This window comes from Photobacterium kasasachensis (assembly GCF_050336885.1).
Taxonomy (GTDB): Bacteria; Pseudomonadota; Gammaproteobacteria; order Enterobacterales; family Vibrionaceae; genus Photobacterium; species Photobacterium kasasachensis.
Genome location: NZ_JAKJSH010000058.1, coordinates 1 through 1,247, shown reverse-complemented (window position 1 = coordinate 1,247; position 1,247 = coordinate 1). Strand labels below are relative to the sequence as shown.

The 1,247-nt window shown below is 47.4% G+C and carries 4 tRNA genes and 2 rRNA genes; all 6 read left to right on the top strand.

Annotation, left to right across the window (positions count from 1 at the left end):
* Nucleotides 1-111: ribosomal RNA gene (locus L4D19_RS30200) — 16S ribosomal RNA — on the top strand; the annotation flags it as partial.
* A gap of 99 nt (nt 112-210) precedes the next feature.
* Nucleotides 211-286, top strand: a tRNA-Glu gene (locus tag L4D19_RS30195).
* A 1-nt stretch (nt 287) separates the two neighbouring features.
* Nucleotides 288-363 (top strand) — tRNA-Lys (locus L4D19_RS30190).
* Nucleotides 364-430: 67 nt separating this feature from the next.
* A tRNA-Val gene (locus L4D19_RS30185) sits at nt 431-506 on the top strand.
* 108 nt (nt 507-614) lie between these two features.
* Nucleotides 615-690, top strand: a tRNA-Ala gene (locus tag L4D19_RS30180).
* Nucleotides 691-1,050: 360 nt separating this feature from the next.
* Nucleotides 1,051-1,247: ribosomal RNA gene (locus L4D19_RS30175) — 23S ribosomal RNA — on the top strand; the annotation flags it as partial.

Below are 1,247 nucleotides of genomic sequence, written 5' to 3'. Positions count from 1 at the left end.
GAAGTAGATAGCTTAACCTTCGGGAGGGCGTTTACCACGGTGTGGTTCATGACTGGGGTGAAGTCGTAACAAGGTAGCCCTAGGGGAACCTGGGGCTGGATCACCTCCTTAACGATAGACTGCTTGTTTGATGCAGTGTCCACACAGATTGCCTGGTTAAAATGTAAGAGAGCGCTAACGTTGCCCAACAACGTTGGCAAGAAACACTTAGTCCCGTTCGTCTAGAGGCCTAGGACACCGCCCTTTCACGGCGGTAACAGGGGTTCGACTCCCCTACGGGACGCCATGGGTCGTTAGCTCAGTTGGTAGAGCAGTTGACTTTTAATCAATTGGTCGCAGGTTCGAATCCTGCACGACCCACCATCTTCTCCTCGGAGGATGGCAGTTTTGATTTCACTTTTACAAAAGTGAAAACAAGCTGAAAAACGGAGGGCGATTAGCTCAGTTGGGAGAGCACCTCCCTTACAAGGAGGGGGTCACTGGTTCGAGCCCGGTATCGCCCACCACTTTTCCTTTTGGCTGCGTTATCGCATTTCTCGTTTAGCGAACTAAACGTCGAATTACGATGCCTTGCCTAAAGAAAAAGACTTCTTTTAAGAAGACACCATATATATGGGGCTATAGCTCAGCTGGGAGAGCGCTTCGCTGGCAGCGAAGAGGTCTGCGGTTCGATCCCGCATAGCTCCACCACTCTCTAAATATTTTCTGCACGACGCGCAGATTCAATGGCGAAATACAGCCGTTGGGTCGATTTTGTGTCTCTGCTTATTACGTTTGAAAGTATTTAGAGAGTGGATCTTTTATCTCCTCGGAGATAACGAAACACATGCTCTTTAACAATCTGGAAAGCTGACTAGTAAATTCAACCATAAGGTTGAATTAAAATGTTTCATCGAGAGATGAAACGAGTTCTCAAGCAATACACATTCAAGTGTCTTGTACTTTTGTCTTCACTTTTTCAAGAGTGAAAATAAAAGAAGAGTCCGGCGAAACAAACAAACCTTGGTTGTTTGATTATGCAGTCTTAAGAGAGACCTCTTGGGGTTGTATGGTTAAGTGACTAAGCGTACACGGTGGATGCCTTGGCAGTCAGAGGCGATGAAGGACGTACTAACTTGCGTTAAGCCCAGATTAGGCAGTAAGAGCCACTTGAGTCTGGGATTTCCGAATGGGGAAACCCACCTGCACAAGCAGGTATCGCAACGTGAATACATAGCGTTGCGAGGCGAACCGGGGGAACTGAAACA